15 protein-coding genes and 1 riboswitch are annotated in these 17,242 nt (G+C 74.0%); of the genes, 8 read left to right on the top strand and 7 right to left on the bottom strand.

All coding sequences use genetic code 11. The features are described from left to right. Window positions 1–91: 91 nt before the first annotated feature. Genes cydC through IEY73_RS29740 form a run of 3 tightly spaced genes read right to left on the bottom strand, consistent with a single transcriptional unit; the run spans window position 92 to window position 6,050 of the window. Complete coding sequence (cydC, locus tag IEY73_RS29750; protein ID WP_189082667.1) at window positions 92–3,685, bottom strand: thiol reductant ABC exporter subunit CydC; 3,594 nt, start codon at window positions 3,683–3,685, stop codon at window positions 92–94. Next, on the bottom strand, window positions 3,682–4,662 hold the full coding sequence (gene cydB / locus IEY73_RS29745) for a cytochrome d ubiquinol oxidase subunit II (RefSeq protein ID WP_189082666.1): 981 nt from the start codon (window positions 4,660–4,662) through the stop codon (window positions 3,682–3,684). The genes cydC and cydB overlap by 4 nt, the downstream gene beginning before the upstream one ends. An 11-nt stretch (window positions 4,663–4,673) precedes the next feature. Next, the gene (locus IEY73_RS29740) at window positions 4,674–6,050 is read right to left on the bottom strand and encodes a cytochrome ubiquinol oxidase subunit I (RefSeq protein ID WP_189082665.1); all 1,377 of its coding nucleotides are present in this window, start codon (window positions 6,048–6,050) and stop codon (window positions 4,674–4,676) included. Window positions 6,051–6,146: 96 nt separating this feature from the next. Between IEY73_RS29740 and IEY73_RS29735 the strand changes: the two genes are divergently transcribed. The 3 genes from IEY73_RS29735 (at window position 6,147) to IEY73_RS29725 (ending at window position 8,800) form a co-directional block, all read left to right on the top strand. Further along, window positions 6,147–6,611, top strand: a complete 465-nt coding sequence (locus IEY73_RS29735; protein WP_189082664.1) for a BlaI/MecI/CopY family transcriptional regulator — start codon at window positions 6,147–6,149, stop codon at window positions 6,609–6,611. Further along, on the top strand, window positions 6,608–7,549 hold the full coding sequence (locus tag IEY73_RS29730) for a M56 family metallopeptidase (RefSeq protein WP_189082663.1): 942 nt from the start codon (window positions 6,608–6,610) through the stop codon (window positions 7,547–7,549). Before IEY73_RS29735 ends, IEY73_RS29730 begins: the two co-directional genes overlap by 4 nt. Window positions 7,550–7,659: 110 nt before the next feature. After that, window positions 7,660–7,800: riboswitch (cyclic di-AMP (ydaO/yuaA leader) on the top strand. Window positions 7,801–7,813: 13 nt separating this feature from the next. Next, window positions 7,814–8,800 carry a C40 family peptidase gene (locus IEY73_RS29725; RefSeq protein ID WP_229716284.1) on the top strand — a complete coding sequence of 329 codons (987 nt, stop codon included), beginning with the start codon at window positions 7,814–7,816 and terminating at the stop codon, window positions 8,798–8,800. Window positions 8,801–8,862: 62 nt separating this feature from the next. Here the strand turns inward: IEY73_RS29725 and IEY73_RS29720 are convergent, their stop codons facing one another. Next, complete coding sequence (locus IEY73_RS29720) at window positions 8,863–10,305, bottom strand: sensor domain-containing diguanylate cyclase (protein WP_189082662.1); 1,443 nt, start codon at window positions 10,303–10,305, stop codon at window positions 8,863–8,865. A gap of 176 nt (window positions 10,306–10,481) precedes the next feature. Beyond that, window positions 10,482–11,600, bottom strand: a complete 1,119-nt coding sequence (locus IEY73_RS29715; RefSeq protein WP_189082661.1) for a LolA family protein — start codon at window positions 11,598–11,600, stop codon at window positions 10,482–10,484. A gap of 104 nt (window positions 11,601–11,704) precedes the next feature. On the opposite strand from IEY73_RS29715, the gene IEY73_RS29710 reads away from it, so the two are divergent. The 4 genes from IEY73_RS29710 (at window position 11,705) to IEY73_RS29695 (ending at window position 15,087) form a co-directional block, all read left to right on the top strand. Then, on the top strand, window positions 11,705–12,364 hold the full coding sequence (locus tag IEY73_RS29710) for a response regulator transcription factor (protein WP_189082660.1): 660 nt from the start codon (window positions 11,705–11,707) through the stop codon (window positions 12,362–12,364). Then, window positions 12,357–13,727 carry a sensor histidine kinase gene (locus tag IEY73_RS29705; RefSeq protein ID WP_373292907.1) on the top strand — a complete coding sequence of 457 codons (1,371 nt, stop codon included), beginning with the start codon at window positions 12,357–12,359 and terminating at the stop codon, window positions 13,725–13,727. Before IEY73_RS29710 ends, IEY73_RS29705 begins: the two co-directional genes overlap by 8 nt. 91 nt (window positions 13,728–13,818) lie before the next feature. Then, window positions 13,819–14,574, top strand: coding sequence for a YcnI family copper-binding membrane protein (locus IEY73_RS29700; protein WP_189082658.1), 756 nt, complete (start codon window positions 13,819–13,821; stop codon window positions 14,572–14,574). A 9-nt stretch (window positions 14,575–14,583) separates the two neighbouring features. Then, entirely contained in the window at window positions 14,584–15,087 is a 504-nt protein-coding gene (locus IEY73_RS29695; protein WP_189082657.1) for a hemerythrin domain-containing protein, read from the top strand. 161 nt (window positions 15,088–15,248) lie between these two features. Here IEY73_RS29695 and IEY73_RS29690 read toward each other — a convergent pair whose 3' ends face one another. Next, a complete protein-coding gene (locus IEY73_RS29690) occupies window positions 15,249–15,518 on the bottom strand; it encodes a DUF2277 domain-containing protein (protein WP_189082656.1) in 270 nt (89 codons plus the stop codon). 98 nt (window positions 15,519–15,616) lie between these two features. Between IEY73_RS29690 and IEY73_RS29685 the strand changes: the two genes are divergently transcribed. Then, a complete protein-coding gene (locus IEY73_RS29685; RefSeq protein ID WP_189082655.1) occupies window positions 15,617–16,033 on the top strand; it encodes a DnaJ family domain-containing protein in 417 nt (138 codons plus the stop codon). Here IEY73_RS29685 and IEY73_RS29680 read toward each other — a convergent pair. Further along, a complete protein-coding gene (locus tag IEY73_RS29680) occupies window positions 16,026–17,216 on the bottom strand; it encodes a diguanylate cyclase domain-containing protein (RefSeq protein WP_189082654.1) in 1,191 nt (396 codons plus the stop codon). The genes IEY73_RS29685 and IEY73_RS29680 overlap by 8 nt on opposite strands. Window positions 17,217–17,242 lie beyond the last annotated feature (26 nt).

Below are 17,242 nucleotides of genomic sequence, written 5' to 3'. Positions count from 1 at the left end.
GCGGCGCGGGAGGGCGCGGGACGGCGCGGCGCGGGAGGGCGCCGGGCGGGGCAGCGCGGGAGGGCGCGGCGCTCGGGGGTGGGGCGGGGTGTCAGGGTCGGGTTGGCTCGTGGCGAGGTTCGTAGGACGGTGTCCGGCTGGCCGCTGCGCGGGCGGGCCGCAGTTGTCCGTTCTCCACGTGCAGGATCCGGTCCACCAGGTCCAGGCCGTCGCGCCGGTGCGTGAGCAGCAGCACCGTGCGTCCCCGCGCCGCGCCCAGCAGGTCCGCCATCAACGCTCCGGCGGCCGCCTCGTCCAGCCCCTCGGTGGGCTCGTCCAGGATCAGCAGGGCCGGGTCCGCCAGCAGCGCCCGCGCCGTCGCCAGGCGGCGGCGCTGGCCTCCCGACAGGGTTCCGCCGCCGGAGCCGAGCCAGGTGTCCAGGTTGTCCGGCAGGCCGGACAACCATCCGGCCAGACCCACCCGGGCGAGGACCTGGTGCAGGTCGGCGTCGGTTGCGCCGGGCCGGGCGAGCAGCAGATTCTCCCGTACGCGCGTGGCGAAGACGTGATCGGCGTCGTCGCTGACCAGCCCGGCGCGGATGCCGGCGTGGCGGTCGCCGGTGCCGGGCGCGGCGCGGACGACGACCGTGCCGGCACGCGGTGGCAGGAATCCGGTCAGCACCGCCGCGAGGGTGGACTTGCCGCTGCCGGACCGGCCGAGGACGGCGACGTGTTCGCCGGCGGCGAGATCGAGGTCCAGCCCGCGCAGGGCGGCGGGGCCGTCCGGCCGCCATCCGGCGACCAGGCCCCGGACGGTGACCGCCGGCCCGTCGGCATGCACCCGTCCGGGCTCCGCGTCGCCGGCGGCTCCCGGTCCGGCGGCTCCCGGTCCGGCGGCTCCCGGTCCGGCGGCTCCCGGTCCGGCGGCTCCCGGTCCGGCGGGGCCGGGGTTCGGGCCCGCCCCCGGTGGTGCGGAGCCGGCCAGGGCGGTCAGCCGTTCCCGGGCCAGTGCGCCGCGCCGCCGCGCCTCCGCCGCGTCGGTCAGCACCGCGACCGGCTCGCCCGCCGCGCCCGCCGCCAGCAGCAGCACCGCCGCCCACGGGGCGCTCAGATCCGCGGCATCCGCCAGGACGGCCGTGAGGATCACCGCGGCGCCCCATCCGGCATGCCCCACGGCCGCGCCCAGACCGGCCGCGCGGGCGGCGCGGGCCTGCATGCGGCTCAGCGCGCGGCTGCGCCGGTCCGGCACCGCGAGGACCGGATCGGCCGGGATCGCCGCAGCGGCGGGGCCCGGCGAAGGCGCGCGGACCGGGTCGTGCCGCGCCGCGCGGGCGGCCAGTTCCTCGACGCCGTCGACGGTCTCCACGACGGCGTCGCGCAGCCGGTGCCGCGCGGCGCCGGTGGCGGCCTCGTCGCGCGCGACCTGCCGCACGGTGATCGCCGGGGCGGCCACGCCGGCCACCAGCAGCCCGGCCGCCAGCGGCGCGGCGGCGGCGGGCAGCACCAGCACCGCCGCGACGCCCGCGACGGCGAACGTGCCGACCGCCGCCCCGGCGGGCAGCCACCCGCGCAGCAACCCGTCCGCGCGGGCGTCCACGTCGTCGGCCACCCGGGTGAGCAGCTCGCCCCGGCGGTGCGGCCGGGCGCCGGGCACCAGCGGCACGAGCGCCCGGTAGACGCCGGATCGCCACACGCTCAACCGGGCGAACGCCGCCCGGTGTGCCGCGAGCCGCTCGACGTACCGCAGGAGCGGGCGGGCGACCGCGCTGCCGCGCACCAGCACCACGGCGGTGGACAGGGCGAGCACCGGCGGACGGTCCGCGGCGCGTACCAGCAGCCACGCCGCCGCGCCGGTGAGGAGGATGCCGGCCAGCCACGACGCGGCCCCGGCGGCGACCGCCCCGGCGAGCGGGGCACGTGCTCCGGCGGCGGATGCCGGATCCGTCCGGGCGGCCGCATCCGCGGGAAAGTCCGCCCGGACCGCCCGCTCCGGCCCGTCCGCCCCTGCCGGCCCGTGCGCCCGCTCCGGCCCGTGCGCCCGCACTGCAACGGCGGGCGGGCGCACGTCGACGACGCGGTCCGCGGCGGCCAGCAACGCCGGCCGGTGCGCGGCCACCACCACCGCGCATCCGCGGTCGGCCGCGGCGCGCAGGTCGCCGACCACCCGGCGTTCCGCGTCGGCGTCCAGGTGCGCGGTGGGTTCGTCGAGCAGCAGCGTCACCGGCGTTCGCCGGCTCTCGTCCAGCACCGCGGCCACGGCGAGCCGCTGCCGCTGACCGGCCGACACGCCCTGCCCGTGCTCGCCCAGCGGGACCCCCGGCGCCAGCTCACCGTCCAGCCCGGCGCCACGCAGCACCGCACGGACCCGCCGGTCCGATTCCGGCGAGACGTCCGCCGGGTCCGCACCGGCATCCAGACGGCCGGCCGCCTCGGCCACGGTGCGCGCGTGCGGCAGGACCGGGCGCTGGGACAGGTACAGCGGCGACGGCCCGGCGATCGTCACCCGTCCGGCGTCGGCGCGCTGGATGCCCGCCAGCACCCGCAGCGCGGTGGTCTTGCCCGCCCCGGACGGTCCGCGCAACGCCACGATCTCACCCGCCGCGGCGTCCAGCCGGTCCAGCGCGAGCGCGTCCGCGGCCGCGCCGGGGTGGCGCACCCGCAGCCCGATGGCGGTCACCCGGGCGACGCCTCCCGGCATGGCGACACGAGACCCGGCCGCCGTGCGATCCGGCGACGGCACCGGGCGCAGGATCTCGTCCACGTCGGCGATCATCGCGCCCGCGTCCGCCGCGGCGTGGAACCGGGCCGCCATCTCGCGCAGCGGACGGTACGCCTCGGGCGCCAGCAGGATCACCAGCAGCGCCGGCGCCAGCGCGAGAGTCCCCGCGGCCACCCGCAGGCCCGCCTCCACCGCGATCAGGCCGACCGCCAGGGTGCCAAGCAGTTCGAGAGCGGTCGAGGAGAGAAAGGCGACCCGCAGCACCCGCATGGTGGCGTCGCGGTGCCGGTCGGTCATCTCCGCCACCACCGCCGCCTGGCGGTGCGCGCGCCCGTACAGCCGCAGGGTCGCCAGTCCGCGCACCGCGTCCAGGAAATGCCCGGCCACGCGCGCGTCGGCGGCCCACCGGGCCTGCGCCCGCGCTCGGGTGGCCGTGCCGATCAGCGCGCCCAGCACCGGCACCAACGGCAGGGTGAGCAGCGCGATCACGGCCGACGGCGGGTCCACCACGGCCATCACCACGATCACCAGCGGGGGCAGCAGCACGCCGAGTGCGAGCGCGGGCAGGTAACCGGTGAACCAGGGCCGCAACGCGTCCAGCCCGCGGGTGAGCACCGCGGTGAGCCGTCCGGTCCCGAACCGCTCGGTCCACGCCGGGCCGTGGCGCAGCACGGCGGCCATCGCGGCCCGGCGCAGTTCGTCGGTGACCCGGGCGGCGGTCCGCTGGGCGACCACCTGTTCCGTCCAGGCCAGCGCGGCGCGTGCCGCATATGCTCCGGCCAGCATCGCCACCGCCGGTGTGCGGGCGCCCGTCACCGCGGTGGTGAGCCCGGCCGCGAGCAGCACCGCCGCACCGGCCTGCGCGGCGCCGATCAGCGCCAGCGCGGCGATCCCGGCGCGGCTGGTCCGGGCGTGGCGCAACAGCCGCGGGTCGAGCGGCCGGTTCGAGCCCGCGGGACGGCCGGCCGGGCCGGAACCGCCGCTCATCGGGTGGTGGCCCGTTCGCTGGACACCCGGCGGCGGAACACCCAGTAGGAGAATGCCTGGTAGGCCACCACCCCTGGCAGGATGACCACGCCCGCCACGGTGAGCAGCCGCAGCGTGTCCGGCGTCGCGGCGCTCGCCGCACGGGTCAGCGACCAGGCCGGCGAGAGGGTGCTCGGCAGCAGCACGTCGCCGTGCGCGGTGAACACCGCGATCACCGCGGCGGCGACCCCGGCGGCTGCGGCGGCGAACGCGGTCGCCTCCTTACCGGTACGCGCGAACAACGCGATCCCTGCGCACAGCAGCACCCCGACGGCCGCCTGGCGCAGGCCCGCGCCGGTGGCCGCCACGCACGCCGCCGCGAGGGTCCAGGCCAGCGTGACCGACGCCCGGCGCGCCCGGCGACGCACCGGTCCGGTGGTGCGCAGCGCCAGGAAGGTCGCCCCGAGCAGCGCCGCGGCGGCCAGCGAACCGGCCGCCCCGGCCAGCGCGGCGCTTCCGCCCAGCGGCGCCAGGCTGCGCAGCGGTCCGGTGCCGGTGACCTCGCCGTCGGCGTTCAGGGCCAGCCCGCTCACGGTCGCCGCGAGCACCGCGCCGAACAGCAGCACGATGCCGCCGGAGCTGACCGCGAGTACCGTGTCGCAGGCCCGCCGCCAGCGCGCGCCGTCGCCCTTGCCGCGGAACTCCAGGGCCACCCCGCGCAGCGCGAGCAGCAGCAGCACCGCGGCCATCGGCAGGTAGAGCCCGGAGAGCAGGGCGGCGTACCAGGCGGGGAACGCGGCGAACGTGGCGCCGATCGCGGCGACCAGCCAGACCTCGTTGCCGTCCCAGAACGGCCCGACGGTGCTGATCGCGGCCCCGCGTTCATGCTCGTTGCGGCCCAGGAGCGGGGCGAGCAGGCCGACACCGAAGTCGAACCCTTCGAGCACGAAGAACAGCGCCCACGCGAGCACCACCACGGCGTACCAGAAAGTGATCATGCAAACCGTCCTCAGTAGACCGGTGCGGGCTCGGCGGTGGCCGACGGCTCGGCGTCGCCGGCCGCCCGCAGGGGCTGGCGTGCCAGGTGCCGCACCACCCGCAGCCAGAGGACCGCGAGCACGGCGTAGACGAGCGTGAAGCCGAGCAGGGACGTGATCGCCTCGCCCCGGGTGAGGCCGGGGGAGATGCCTTCGCCGACGGTGAACAGGCCGAACGCCAGCCACGGCTGGCGGGCCGTCTCGGTGAAGATCCAGCCCAGCGTGTTGGCGGCGGCCGGCAGCAGCGGGATCAGCGGCAGTGCGCGCCGCAGCATGCGGTGCGGGACGCGCCCGCCCCGGGTCAGCCAGAGATACCCGAGCGCGGCGGCCATGGCCAGCATGCCGACCCCGATCATGGCCCGGAAGGACCAGAACGCGACCGGGACCATCGGCACGTACGAGCCGGGGCCGAACTGCTGCACGTACTGCGCCTGAAGGTCGTCGATGCCCGAGACGGTGGCGTCCGGCGATCCCTTGGCCAGGATGCTGAGCAGCTTCGGCACCTCGATGCTGATCGAGGGCCGGTCGCTGCCCGGCGCGCCGACGGCGAACAGCGAGAACGGCGCGCCGGTGGTGGTCGCGTACAGTGCCTCGGCGGCGGCCATCTTCATCGGTTGCACCTGCGTGATCACCTTGCCCAGGTGGTCGCCGGTGACGGCGGTGAGGGCGCCGCCGGCTGCGGTGAGCCAGGCGCCGAGCCGGGCCAGCGTGCCGAATTCCGGGTCGGCGTGCCGCCGCCACACGCCCAGGGCCAGCAGCAGCGCCCCGCCGACCATCACCGCGCCGCTGAGCGTGTGCGGGAACGCCGCCAGGTTGACCTTGTTCAGCATCAGGTCGGTGAAGCTGGTCAGACGGGCGCGGCCGGTCGCCGGGTCCAGCGCGTACCCGACCGGGTTCTGCATGAACGAGTTGGCCGCCAGGATGATGAAGGCGGACAGCACGGTCCCGGCCGCGACCAGACCGATGCAGGCCAGGTGCAGCGGGCGAGGGAGGCGATCCCAGCCGAAGTGCCACAGTGCCAGGAAGGTGGCTTCCAGGAAGAACGCCAGCATGCCCTCCACCGCCAGGGTGGGACCGAAGACGTCGCCGTAGAAGCGGGCGAAGGCGCTCCAGGCCATGCCGAACTGGAACTCCTGCACGAGGCCGGTGACCACGCCGACGGCGAAGGTGACCATGAGCAGCCTGCCGACGAACACGGTGAGGTCGCGCCACCGCGCGTCGCCGGTGCGCATCCACGCCACCTGCAGACCGGCGGCCACCGCGGCCAGGCTGATGGACAGCGGGACGAAGAAGTAGTGATAGATCGTCACGACGGCGAACTGCAACCGGGTCACGTCCAGCACATCCATGCGGCACCTCATTGTTCCCGTACGATCCGGCTTCTACGACGTTCGGTAGTAGATACTACGACGCGTAGTACTACGCCGTGCAGTATCCTGGGCCACATGGCCCTGGGCGACCTGGAACGCGACGTCATGGCGCAGCTATGGGACGCCGGCGAGCCGCTCACCGTGCGAGCGGTGCACGAGCGGCTGAGCCGTCGCCGTGAGCTGGCCTACACCACCGTGATGACCGTGCTGGACCGGCTCGCGAAAAAGGGCGTGCTGGTCCAGGCGCGGGACGGGCGGGCGTACCGGTACGCGCCGGCGCAGTCGCGCGAGGAGATGACCGCGGCGCTGATGATGGACGCGCTCAGCGCCGCCCCGGACGACGCCGCCCGGGACGCCGCGCTGGCCCACTTCGTCGGCCGGCTGCGCCCGGAGGACCTGACTGCCGCGATCCGCGCCGCCGGGCAAGGGGCCCGGTCCGGCCCGCAGTCCGGGGCGCAGTCCGGCCCACAGTCCGGCACGCAGGCCGGGGCGCAGACCGGCCGGGCGGCATCCACGGGGACCGGCGAGCCGGGCCGGTGACCGCGCTGCTGCTCGGCGCGCTCGGGCTGACCCTGTCGCTGCTGGTGCCGCCCCGGCTGGCCGCCGCGCGCTGGCCGGACCGCGCGCCGGCCGCGGCGGTGGCGCTGTGGCAGGCGATCACCCTGGCCGGTGTGCTGTGCGCGCTGGGCGTGGTGCTGGCCGGCCCCGAGGAACTGGTGCGTGCGGTGGGCGCGGGCCGGACGGTCGCCGCCGCGGCGCTGCTGGGCGCCCTTGCCGTCGCCGCGCTCATCGTGGCCCGGCTGCTGGTGAGCCTGGCCGCGGTGGGAGGGCGCTCGCGGGCGCGGCGGGCCCGCCACCGCATGCTGGTGGACCTGCTGGACACCGCCGAGGGTGACCTGGACATCGGGGAGCTTGAGCGGGGCGGTGCGGGGGGCGGTGGGGCCGGGTGGCGGGTCGCCACGCCGGGTCTGCGGGTGCTGGACGGGTCGCTGCCGATCGCCTACTGCGTGGCCGGACGGCATCCCCGCGTGGTGCTCAGTGACGGTGCCCTGCGGGTGCTGGACGCGCGCCAGGTCGCCGCGGTGATAGCGCACGAACAGGCGCATCTGCGGCACCGGCACGAGGTGGTGCGCGAGTCCTTCACCGCGTTCTACCGCGCGGTGCCGGGCCTGCTGCGCAGCCGCGCGCCGCTGGACGCGGTGCACCTGCTGCTGGAAATGGTCGCCGACGACGCGGCGCGGCGGCGGTGCGGGGCGCCCGCGGTGCGGGTCGCGCTGGAACGCCTGACCGAGCCGATGGCGGACACGCCCGAGGCGGGAGATGCCGCGCGTGCCCGGCGGGTTGCCCGGCTGTCCGCCGCGCGGTCGCCGGGAGCCGGGGTGGCCGCCCTGGTCGCCGCCGCGGGCCTGCTGATATTACCGACAGTGATTGTGGTGCTCCCGTGGATCACCAGGGCGCTGAATGAATGGCCACTTTAATTTGCCCTTAATTACTCAGGGTGGGTGTGGCCCCGCTGCGGATCGCGCGGAGATCCGGAGTACGGTGTTCCCCGGTCCGCCAGCCCCCAATCGCCCGGACCGGGCGATCTGACGGGCCACCGCCTAATCGTGCCCTGCGCACGAGCCGGGGACCCATGAAGTTGGGGTGAAGCTGCGGCGCACGCCGTGGCCGGGCGCGCTTCCCGCCCGAATCCGTCAGCTAACCCGGTCGGCGGCCCATCGGAAGAAAGGAACGCGCACCACGTGAGACGGGCACTCCGCCGCCTGCCCCTGCGTAGTCTGCTCTGCGCCGCGATGGCCGCCGGTGTCGTTTTGACCGGTCCGGTCACCGCCGCCCATGCGACTCCGTCGCCCTCCGACGTCGAGGACCAGATCGACGAGCAGTGGAACAAGCTTGAGCCGGTCATCGAGCAGTACAACAACGTGCACAACCAGCTCTCCACCAAACGCGCCCAGGCCAAGAAGCTGGAGGAGAAGCTCACGCCCCTCCAGCTCGAGGTCGAGGTGGCCATGTCCCAGGTCAAGGGCATGGCGGCGGAGGCTTACATGCAGGGCTCCCCGAACGCGGTGAGCGCCATGCTGATGAGCGGCTCACCGACCGGCCTGGCCGACAAGCTCACCTTCCTGGACCAGTACGCGCGACACCAGCGCGAGGCGGTCAGTGGCGTGGCCAAGCTGCGGGACAAGTACGCCGCCGACAAGCACGACCTCGATCTGCTCCTGGAGACGCTGGCCGCCCGCGACGCGGACCTGGCCAAGACCAAGAAAGACATCCAGGCGAAGCTCGATGAGCTTCAGGATCTGCGGATCAAGGCGTACGGCAGCGCCGGCTCCAAGAGCGGGCTGCGCACCGGGCCGTGCCCGGTGGAATACACCAACGACCGTGGCGGCCGGGCCGCGCAGAAGGCGTGCAGCCTGATCGGCAAGCCGTACATCTTCGGCGCGCAGGGGCCCAGCGGATACGACTGCTCCGGGTTGACCCTGACCGCCTGGGCGTCCGTGGGCGTGCACATGGACCACTACACCAAGGACCAGTGGGCGCAGACGAGATCGGTGAGCCGGTCCCAGCTCCAGCCCGGCGACCTGGTCTTCTACTATCCGGGCAGCCTGCATCACGTGGCGCTGTACATCGGCAAGGGCATGGTCGTGCACGCCCCGCACACCGGCGACTACGTGCGCATGGCGACCATCGATCGCGGGCCGATCGCCGGTTACCGGCGACCGGGCTGATCCGTCGACGGCCGGAGGCCGCGCCGACGTCACGTCGGCGCGGCCTCCGGCCGTCATGCCCCTCAGCCGCCCAGCCAGGGCGCGGTGACCTCGGTCGGCTCCCACAGGCGTACGCCGTTGCGGCCGTTGCGCTTCGCCTCGTACATCGCCGCGTCCGCGTGGCGCATCATGGTGTGCGCGTCGGTGCCGCCCGGATGCGCCAGCGCCACGCCGACGCTGCACCCGACCTCCAGCCGCACCCCGGCCACCTCGCTGTCCCCGGCGATGCCGTCGATGATGCGCCGCGCCACACTCAGCGCCTCGTCCGTGCCACCCACCCGGGTCAGCACCACTGCGAACTCGTCGCCGCCGACACGGCCCACGGTGTCGGTGTCCCGCACGGTCGCCCGTAGCACCCGGCCGACCGACTGCAGCAGCCGGTCGCCCACGTCATGCCCGTACGTGTCGTTGACCGGTTTGAAGCCGTCCAGGTCCAGGAAGAGCAGCCCCACGGCGTGCTGGTAGCGGGTGCCCTGCGCCAGCGCCCGCTCCAGGTCGCGGCCCAGAGTCGGCGCGTTGGCGAGCCCGGTCAGGCTGTCGTGCGTGGCGGCGTAGGCCAGCCGCTCCTGGGTGATCCGGCGCTCGGTCACGTCGCGGTAGCGCACGATGATCGCCTGGACGGCCGGATGACCCAGCATGTTGCGCGCGGTCATCTCGTACCAGCGCCACTCGTCGTCGGCGTGCCGCAGGCGCAGCTCCAGGTGGTGTTCGGCGGCGCCGTCCCCGGCCATCAGCCGTGCGTACATCTCCACGATGCCCGGCTTGTCGTCGGGATGGATGAGCGTCGGCACCACCTTGCCCAGCAACTGGGCCGGGCGGTAGCCGAGCACCGGCCGGGCTGCCGGACTGACGTAGGTGACCGACCCGTCCGCGGACGCCTCCATGATCACTTCGGTGCCGTCGCGGACCAGCGCCCGGAAGTGCTCCTCGCTGCGGCGCAGCGAGGCCTCCGCCACCTCCCGCTGCGCCACGCTGGTCCCCAGCACCCGGGCGGTGACCACCACCGCGCTGGCCATCAGTGCGGCAACCGCATGGCTCAGGCCCATCGGCACGTTGGCCTGCAGCACACCCGTCGCATAACACGCCTGACCCGCGGCGATCGATGCGGCGCTGGCCGCCGCGGCGGGCTGCCACGCGCGGGAACCGGACTGGCGCAGGTGCACCGACAGGATCAGCACGTGCGCGATGACCGGGACCGCGCCCCAGCCGGTGAGGTACATCAGGACGGTCGACTGTGCCACGTGCGTGGAGACCCGCGGCCAGATCCGCCGGCTCAGATCGCCGCCGGACAGCCACACCTGCACCACCTGCTGCTGCAGGATGACGCCGGTGAGCAGGAACGCGACCACCACCCACAGCGGCACGGCGCCCAGCAGGCCGAAGTGGTGCAGGACGCCCAGGACCACGAGCAGCACCAGCGGTTCGGCGCCGTCGCGGGCGATCCGCACCGTCGTCTGCAGGCTCATGCCAACCCCTCGAACACGGACCGGTCTCTGCTTCGGTCACGTGTCCATCGACAGCCGGAGCCGCCGCATGAGGGTTTGCCAGCCGGTCGCCACGGCAGCGGCCCCCGGCCTCGCCGATGCGAAGCCGGGGGCCGGGTGCGGCGAGCTCAGCGTGGCACCGCTGGGCTGCCGACTGACTACTTGGTTGCCGCCTGGTAGAGGGTCTCCGGTGCCACCGCGCCGGCCAGCACCCGGCCGTCATCGGTCACCAGCACGGAGAACAGCGAGCTGGTGAGCAGCCGTCCGCTGCCCCAAGTCCCGCTCACCTTCGGCAGGGTCTTGACGGCCTGCTGGATCGCCGCCGCCTCGGTGCCCGAGGATTCGGGCATCGTCGCCGCCACCACCGTGGTCCAACCCTTGCCGATCACCGTCGGGCCGCCGCCGGAGGTGATCTGCTTCTCCGCCTCCTGCGCCTGCTTGGCCTGCTCGCGGTGCTGCGCCTCAAGCTTCTGGGCGTCGCTCTGCTTCACCGTGGTGCCCGGCGGCGGGTTGAACGCGAACTGCTGCGCGTCCGGCACCGCGAAGCTGATCTGCTGGAACTCCACCCGCAGCGCGGGCGCGTTGGCGTCCTTGGCGTAGACGTTCACGCCCAGCGGCACATGCGTCTGCGCGTCGATGGAGATCCGCACCTGCCCGATCAGCGACGCCTTGTCCCGCGGGCTGAGCACCAGCTCGTAGGCGTCCCGGCCGGCCACCTTGGCGGCGCCCGTGGTGGTGACCACGGTGGTCGGGTCGATCGCGGCGAGCGCCTGGTCGGCGGCCTCCTGCGGCGTCGACGGCACCGCCTCCCGCGGCAGCTTCGCGGAGTCCCTGGCCTTCTCCTCGGCCGGCAGGGTGAAGTGCGTGGCCTCCTTGCTCTGGCTGCGCCACAGCCACACGTCCCGGCCGTTGCGGATCACGTCGGTCTCGCCCAGCTTGCTGAGCAGAGCGAGCCGGGCCTTGTCCTCGCCCGAGTACCACACCCGGGCGGAGTTGCTGCCCGCCACCAGGTTGAGCAGGCTCGCGCCGTCCTGGCCGCTGGTCATCCCCGGCAGCTCCGGCAGGCCCAGGTCCGCGGTCTGCACGATGGTGCCGGAGAACCCGTCCACCTTCGCGTTCTGCACGTCCACCAGCAACTGCGCCGCGCTGCGCTCGGGCAGCGACGGTTCCGCGCTGGCCACGATCGTGCCGGCCGCGGCGCCACCCCCGATGACGGCGACCGCTGCCGCCGTCGGCACCAGCCAGCGCATCGCCGGCTTCGACCTGAACACATTCACGATGTCCACCTCCCGTTGTCCTGCCCTCGACGATGCGCCATCGGTGCTGTGACAAGGCTGAGAAGGTCCCCTACGGGTTACCGCCGACATGTCATGTTAGTCGTGTGCGTGTGCTGGTGGTGGAGGATGAGGCCCGGCTGGCGGCGGCGCTGCGGCGCGGCTTGCAGGCCGAAGGGTTCGCCGTCGACGTGGCGGACAACGGCCAGGACGGCTTGGAGATGGCCCGCCACGGCGGGTACGACGCGCTGATCCTGGACGTCATGCTGCCCCGCCTGTCCGGTTACCGGGTGGTGCGTCAGCTACGTGCCGAGCGGCACTGGCTGCCGGTGCTGATGCTGTCCGCCAAGGACGGCGAGTACGACCAGGCGGACGGGCTGGACTGCGGCGCCGACGACTACCTCACCAAACCTTTCTCGTACGTGGTGCTGCTGGCCCGGCTGCGAGCCCTGATGCGCCGCGGCGGCCGGGAGCGGCCCGCCGTGCTCAGCCACCACGGGCTGGAACTGGACCCGGCGGAGCGGCGGGTCACCGTGCAGGGCGTGGAGATCTCCCTGACCACCCGCGAGTACGCCCTGCTGGAATATCTGATGCGGCACCCCGGCGAGGTGGTGTCCAAGACGGAACTGCTGGACCACGTGTGGGACGCCGCGCTGGACACCGCCGAGAACGCGGTCGAGGTGTATGTCGGCTACCTGCGCCGCAAGATCGGCCGGGAGCGGCTGGAAACGGTGCGCGGCGCCGGTTACCGGCTCGCCGGTGGCTGACGTGGGCGGTTGGTGGCGGCGCCTGAGCCTGCGCGCGCGGCTCACCGGAGCCTCCGCGCTGGCGCTCGCGTTCGGACTGGCGGCCGGTGGCGTGGTGCTTGTCGCGGTGCTGAACTTCGCGCTGCTGCGCGCCATCAACACCGAGGCGCTGGACACCGCGCGCGCGGTGGCGAACCTGGTGAACCAGGACGCGCTCAGCGACCCGGTGCCGGTCAGCCCGGGAATGCAGGTGCAGGTGGTGGACGCCCGCGGCCGGGTGCTGGCGGTGTCCGCCACGGCGGACCGGCTGGTGCCCATCCTGTACCCGGAGGAACTGGACCGGCTCAGCGACGGTTCCGGCACGGTGATCCCGGGTTCCCGGATCGGCCTGCGCGGCGAAACCCGGGTGGTGGTGGTGAGCGCGGGCCTGCCCAGCGACCCGGTGCGGGTGCTGGTGGCCCGGTCCACCGCGGACGTGGCGCAAGGCGTGCACCTGCTGCGGATCACGCTGCTCATCGCGTTCCCGCTGCTGGTGGTGTTGCTGGCACTGGTGTCCTGGCGGGTGGCCGGGGCCGCGCTGCGCCCGGTGGAGGCGCTGCGCAGGGGCGCCGAGGACATCACCGGCGGCACCCGCCACGGACGTCTCCCGGTGCCCGGTTCCCGTGACGAGATCCACCGGCTCGCGGTCACCCTCAACGGGATGCTGCACCGGCTGGAGACCGCCCGGGTGCGCCAGCGGGCGTTCGTCGCCGACGCCGCGCACGAACTGCGCAGCCCGCTGACCAACATGCGCACCGAGATCGAGGTGGCGCAGCATCTGCGCGACGACACCGACTGGCCGGCGCTCAGCGTCGACCTGCTGGCCGACGTGCACCGTCTCAGCCGGCTGGTGGACGACCTGCTGCTGCTGGCCCGCGCCGACGACGGCGGCACACCGCACGTCCCCGTGGAGCGGGTGGACCTGGTGGGCCTGCTCGCCGCGATGGCGGCACGCTACCCGGCCGTCGCGTTCAGCTCGCCGGCCCGGTCGTCTGCGGTGACGACGTGGGAGGTTCTCGGCGACCCGGACGCGCTGAGCCGGGTGGTCGCCAATCTGCTCGACAACGCCGTGCGGCACGCCGAGCACGTACGTCTGACGCTGGCCGCCGACGGGGCGTACCGGACCTTCTCGGTGATCGACGACGGGCCGGGGATCGCCCCGGCCGACCGGGAGCGCGTGTTCGACCGCTTCACCCGGCTGGACGACGCGCGGGCCCGCGACGCCGGCGGCACCGGACTGGGGCTGGCGATCGTGCGCGAGCTGGTGCGCCGGCACGACGGCACGGTGGCGCTCGCCGACGCGCGGCCGGGGCTGCGGGTGGACGTGCGCCTGCCCGCGGCCTGACTTGCGCACCGGCCGGAACTTTTCCGCCCGCGCCGGCGACCAACCACCGTGCCCGGACGGGCACCGCCCACCACGAGGAGGAACGTCCCGCATGACCGGTATCCCGCGGCGCCTGGCCACCATGGCCGGGGCCACCGCCGCCGCGACCCTGACGTCGGTGCTCGCTCTGGCCGCGCCCGCCTCGGCGCACGTCACCGTCGGCTCCGCCGCGGCGGTGCGGGGCGGATACGCTACCGTCACCTTCAAGGTGCCGTCCGAGAGCGACACCGCCGCCACCACCAAACTCCAGGTCTACCTGCCCACGGACACCCCGTTCGCCTCGGTGTCGCTGCGCCCGTTGCCGGGCTGGACCGCCACCACCGCGAAGACCAAGCTGGACAAGCCGATCACCGCGCACGGCACGCAGATCACCGAGGCGGTCTCCACGGTCACCTGGACCGCGAGCGGCGACGCGGCGATCAAGCCGGGCGAGTTCCAGACCTTCGACCTGTCTCTGGGGCCGATGCCGGACGCCGGCCAGGTGGTGTTCAAGGCGCTGCAGACCTACTCCGACGGCACGGTGGTGCGCTGGATCGAGGAGCCGTCGAGCGACGGCACGGAGCCGGAGAACCCGGCGCCGGTGCTCAAGCTGGCCCCCGCCGCGCCCGGCGCCAGCGCGGGGGACGACGACGATGACGCGGTCGCCGCGGCGCCCGCCGAGCAAGCCGCCGCCGACACCGACACCGGCGGCGACGGTGGTACCGCGGGCACCGTGCTCGGCGTGATCGCCCTGATCGTGGCCCTGGGCGCGGCGGGGCTCGGCGCGCTGGCCTACCGTCGTGCCGCGCCGCCACCGGCGAAGGGTTAGTTTCGTGTCATGGACGACATCACCGCGCTGATCCTCGACGACCACCACCGCTTCCGGGTCGGCTTCGCCCGCCTCGACGACGCGAAGACGCCGCAGGAGCTGTCGGCGATCTGGGAGCCGCTCGCGCTGCACCTGGACATCCACGCCGACGCCGAAGAGGAGATCCTCTATCCGCATCTGCTCACCGACGCCGGCGGCGAGGAAGCGGAGGAGGAGACCGACGACGCGGTCCGCGACCACAACAAGATCAGGGACGGGATCGAGGAGGCCGGGCGCCACCCGGTGGGCTCGGACGCCTGGTGGAAGGGCGTCTGGCAGGCGCGCACCGAGAACAGCGAGCACCTGGCGGAGGAGGAGGACGAGGTGCTGCCGGATTTCCGCAAGCATGCCACGCTGGAACTGCGGGATGAGCTGGCCCGCAAGTGGCTGGCGTTCTACGCCGAGCACCCGCAGGGCAAGGGCCTGGACTTCAGCGACAAGGACCCGAAGAAGTACATCGCCGAGCACAGCTAGCCGCCGGCCCCGTCCCGCCCGGGGCGTCCCGGCGGGCAGGCCGTCCAGGGCGTCGATCTTGAGGTTTGCGTGCCCGATAAGCCGTGATAAAAGGTGACTTGTCCGACCAGAAAGTCCAAGATCGCCGGGGGTCGCCGCGCGCGTGCCCAGCCCGCGGGCGGCTAGGAGGCGTACCGCTGGCGTGCCCGCTCGCGCGCCTTGGCCGCCTCCACCTCCCGGTTCTTCGGTGGCGCCGCGGTCACCAGGGATTCCAGCAGTTCGCGGGTCGCCGCGGCCACCGCCGCGGTCGCCCGGTCGAACGCCTCCTGGTTGCGCTGCGACGGCCGGGTGGACCCGGCCACCTTGCGGACGTATTGCAAGGCCGCGGCCTGCACCTCGTCGGTGGTGGCGGGCGGCTCGAAGTTGTGCAGTTGACGGATGTTCCGGCACATGCGACGAGCGTAGTACCGGCGGCGCCGGATCACCGGCCAAGCGCGGTCGGCGTCGCACCGGACCGGACCGCCATGCCGGCCGCACTAGACTGGCCGGCATGGAGAATCCGCACTGGTACGAGTCTTCACTCGACCGGCAACTGCGGGAAGCCTCCGAGCGGGGCGAATTCGACAACCTGCCGGGCGTCGGCAAGCCGCTGCGCGGCCACGGCGGCGAATACGACGAGGACTGGTGGGTCAAGGACTACGTGGCCCGGGAGAGCGAAGGCGGCGGCATGCTGCCGCCCAGCCTGGCCCTGCGTCGCGAACGCGAAGACCTGGAACGCACCGTCGACCGCCGGCACAGTGAGCAGGACGTACGCGACTATGTGGCGGCGCTCAACGAGCAGATCCGCAAGGCTCGGGCGGGTCTGATGGACGGGCCGCCGACGCTGCTGCGGCCGGTGGACGTGGACGACGCGGTGCGCGGGTGGCGGCGGCGCCGGGCGGCGGGGGCCCGGGACACCGCTAGCTGACTCCGGAGCGGGTCCGCCGCGTGCGCTTCGCCGCGTACATCGCCTCGTCGGCCCGGGTGACCAGGGCGTCCGGGTCCACGGCCGGATCGGCTGACCAGGCGACGCCGACGCTGGCGCCGGGCCGCACGGGGGTGCCGCCGAGGTTCACCGGCCGGCGCACCGCACGGGCCAGCCGACGGCCCAGTTGTTCGGCCTGCTCCTGCGTGGTCACGTCGCGGGCGACCACGAGGAACTCGTCCCCGCCCAGCCGGCCGACGTCGCAGTTGCGGCTGTTGCGGCGCAGCCGCTCACCGACGCAGGTCAGGAGGCGGTCGCCGGCCGCGTGGCCGTACGTGTCGTTGATCTCCTTGAAGCGGTCCAGATCGATGAAGATCGTCGCCACGCCCGCACCGGTGGCGACCGCGGCGTGCAGCGCCTCGGTGACCGCCACCCGGTTCAGGCACCCGGTGAGGCCGTCCTGTTTGGCCCGGCGCATGATGTCGTCGCGTTCCTGAACCTGGTCGGTGACGTCGGTGACGCACAGCAGCGCGCCGGTCGTGCCGTACCCGGACCGTCCGGCGAGCGCGCTGAGGATGACGCCGCACCGCCGCGTGCCGCGGACCGGATGGTGCAGGGTGACTTCGATCTCGCTGTCCTCGCCGTCCAGCACCGCGGCGACCGCCTTCTCCAAGGTCGGCTGGTCGGTGTCCGCGACGGCGCGCATCACGTCGGCGAGTTGCTCCCCGTCGCGGCAGCCGGTGACGTCGTCGAGCCGGCCGTTGCGGTAGTGGACCCGGCGCTCGCTGTCGATCTGCGCGATGCCGAACGGCAGCGCCTCCGCGAGGCGGCGCAGCAGGTGGCTGCTGACCGATGTGCGGTCGTCCATCGGACGGTCGATGAGAACCATCTCGGTGTGCACCGACGTGGGGTCCGCGGGGTCTGCCGTGTTGGTGGACTCGAGCCAGAGCCATCCGCCCGAGCCGGTGCGATGCCGCACCTGCACGGTGTAGCCCACGCCGGGATCGTTGAGCAGCCGGATCCAGGAGGCGAACGCCTGTTCGTGGTCCTCGGGGTGGATGAACTCGGTGGAGCGGTACCCCACCATCTCGTCCCGGGTGAAGCCGAGCACGTCCAGCACCAGGTCGTCGACGTCGACGATGACACCGGTGGAGTTCTTGCGCATGCGACCGGGCACCAGGCTCATGCTCAGAGACTTCGGCCGGGCACCGT

Origin of the sequence: Mangrovihabitans endophyticus (genome assembly GCF_014646155.1) — a bacterium.
GTDB lineage: Bacteria > Actinomycetota > Actinomycetes > Mycobacteriales > Micromonosporaceae > Actinoplanes > Actinoplanes endophyticus.
The sequence above is the reverse complement of the archived record's forward strand: the minus strand, read 5'-3'. Positions and strand labels throughout refer to the sequence as shown.